This is a genomic window from Bradyrhizobium sp. MV1.5 (genome assembly GCF_055807615.1).
Genome location: NZ_JBVVPL010000101.1, coordinates 1 through 2,522 on the forward strand (window position 1 = coordinate 1; position 2,522 = coordinate 2,522).

Consider the following 2,522-nt stretch of genomic DNA (forward strand, 5'->3'; position numbering starts at 1 on the left):
GGGGGCGGGGGGGGGGGGGGGGGGGGGGGGGGGGTCTGGGGGTGGTGTTCCCATTTTCTGGCGCCAAAATGTGTGGGGGCGCCCCCGGGCTGCCCGGGCCGACCCAGTATTCCAGAGGCCGGAGTTATGGCGGACCTGCGATCCCCGCATAGAGATCGTTCCAATCAGGATTATCCTTCTCGATCAGCGCAATCTTCCAGTCGCGCTTCCATTTTTCAGGCGCTTCTCGCGTTTTATCGCATTCTCGGGATCATCGAATTGCTCGAAATAGACTAGCTTCACAACGCCATATTCCTGCGTGAAGCTCTCGACCAACTGCAATTTATGCTCCGCCACGCGGCGGATGAGATCATTTGTCACGCCAATGTACAGCGTTCCGCCGATCTTGCTGGCGAGGATATAAACGTAGTAGCAGCGCCCGCCCATCTGCCGCCTCCCGCTCCGCTGTCATCGTCCGCGAAGGCGGACGATCCAGTAATCACCAGCATCCCGGTTCAATCACGACTGCCGCGGCGTACTGGATGCCCCGCCTTCGCGGGGCATGACAGTGTGCCTCAATCTCACTCCCCCGCCTGGAGCTTCCGCGGGAACAGTTCGGCAGCCCCGGTGGCCACCAGATGCGGGGCTTCGGGTGCATCGGTCTTGCTGAAATCGAGCTCTTCGATGCGCCCGGCGCGTTTCTCGATCTTGTCGGCGGAGATCAGCACCTGCCGCACGTCCTCGTTGGCGTCGGCAAAATGCTTCTGCAGCTTCAGCACGCGGTCGCGCAGGCGGCCGAGGTCGTCGCCGAGCTTGATCACCTCGGTGCGGATCTGGTCGGCGGCGTCGCGCATGCGCGCGTCCTTCATGATCTGCTGCATCACCTGGATCGCCAGCATCAGCAGCGAAGGCGACACCAGCACGACGCGGGCGCGATAGGCCTTCTGGATCACGTCGTCGAAACCGTCGTGGATTTCGGCGTAGACCGATTCCGACGGCACGAACATCAGCGCCATGTCCTGGGTCTCGCCGGCGACGAGATATTTTTCGGCGATGTCGCTGACATGCTTCATCACGTCGCCGCGCAGCCGCTGCGTGGCGATACGCTTTTCCTCGTCGGTGCGCGCGTCATGCAGCGCGGTCATCGCTTCCAGCGGAAATTTCGCGTCGATGCAGAGCGGCCGCTGGTCGGGCAGGAACACGACGCAGTCCGGACGCTTGCCGGTCGAGAGCGTGAACTGGAACTCGTAGGCGCCCTTGGGCAGACCATCCTGGACGATCGCCTCCATCCGCGCCTGACCGAAGGCGCCGCGCGACTGCTTGTTGGCGAGCACGTCGCGCAGGGTCGTCACCTGCGTGGTGAGGTCGGTGAGGTTCTTGTGCGCGCTGTCGATGATGCCGAGCCGCTCGTGCAGGGCGCGCAGGCTATCCATGGTGTTGCGCGTGGTGTTTTCCATCGATTGGCCGACCCGGTGGGTCACCGAATCCAGCCGCTCGTTGACCGCGCGTGCCATGTCGGCCTGGCGGCCGGCCAGCGTCTGGGTCATGGCGTCGACGCGGCCCGAAGCCTCGCTCTGGGCGTGCAGCATCTGGCTGATGCGCTCCTCGAGCTCGTCGGCGCGGATCGCGTTGGCCATCGCGAGTTCCGCCCCGCGCCGCCCGGAGCGCGCGATCACCACGGCAATCACCACCATCAGGATAAGGACCAGGGCGCCGAAGCCGATCAGCGCGTCCACGGCGCGCACCGGCCAGTCGCCGAGCATGAAAATGATCTCGTTCATGCCCCTGCTTCTAGCCGATTCGCTCGCCCGCACGAACGAATAGCGAACATTTAGTGTAAATGCCCCGTTAAATTTTATGGTTAACGAAACCCGAAGTTTTATGGTTAGCGGAGGGTTAACGGGGTTCCCGGCCGCATTGACCGCATCGAACGCGCGGCTTAAATCGCGGCCATGGCCCTCAGAGAAATCATCATCCTGCCCGACAAGCAGCTGCGTCTGGTCTCCAAGCCGATCGAGAAGGTCACGCCGGAGATCCGCAAGCTTGCCGACGACATGTTCGAGACCATGTACGACGCGCCCGGCATCGGGCTCGCGGCGATCCAGATCGCGCAGCCGTTGCGGCTGATCACCATGGACCTCGCCAAGCCCGACCAGGACGGCGAGACCAAGCCCGAGCCGCGCGTCTTCATCAATCCGGAAATCATCGCCTCCTCCGAGGACCTGTCGGTCTACGAGGAAGGCTGCCTGTCGATCCCCGAATATTACGAGGAGGTCGAGCGCCCTGCGAAGGTGCGGGTGCGCTACACCGATCTGGACGGCAAGGTGCACGAGGAGGACGCCGAAGGCCTCTACGCCACCTGCATCCAGCACGAGATCGACCATCTCAACGGCGTGCTGTTCGTCGACTATCTGTCAAAGCTCAAGCGCGACCGCGTGCTCAAGAAGTTCGAGAAAGCCGCCAAGCGCGCGGAGTGAGTACAAGCGACTGTGCTGCCCCACATTCCCCTGCGCTTCTTCCCCCCTTGTGGGGGAGGGCTAGGG

At 63.3% G+C, this 2,522-nt stretch carries 2 protein-coding genes and 1 pseudogene; 1 reads left to right on the forward strand and 2 read right to left on the reverse strand.

The features are described 5' to 3' along the window. Positions 1-124: 124 nt before the first annotated feature. Together AC0L2J_RS34615 and AC0L2J_RS34620 are read right to left on the reverse strand one after the other, a co-directional pair. Positions 125-426: pseudogene (locus AC0L2J_RS34615) on the reverse strand (GIY-YIG nuclease family protein). A 134-nt stretch (positions 427-560) separates the two neighbouring features. Further along, the gene (locus tag AC0L2J_RS34620; protein WP_473395967.1) at positions 561-1,760 is read right to left on the reverse strand and encodes a DNA recombination protein RmuC; all 1,200 of its coding nucleotides are present in this window, start codon (positions 1,758-1,760) and stop codon (positions 561-563) included. A 171-nt stretch (positions 1,761-1,931) separates the two neighbouring features. Here AC0L2J_RS34620 and def point away from each other — a divergent pair, with 171 nt between their 5' ends. Further along, complete coding sequence (def, locus tag AC0L2J_RS34625) at positions 1,932-2,456, forward strand: peptide deformylase (protein WP_007597693.1); 525 nt, start codon at positions 1,932-1,934, stop codon at positions 2,454-2,456. The last annotated feature ends 66 nt before the right edge of the window (positions 2,457-2,522 follow it).

Coding starts and splice junctions, on each gene's coding strand:
- AC0L2J_RS34620 (WP_473395967.1), bottom strand. CDS start 1,760: ATGAACGAGATCATTTTCATGCTCGGCGACTGGCCGGTGCGCGCCGTG.
- def (WP_007597693.1), top strand. CDS start 1,932: ATGGCCCTCAGAGAAATCATCATCCTGCCCGACAAGCAGCTGCGTCTG.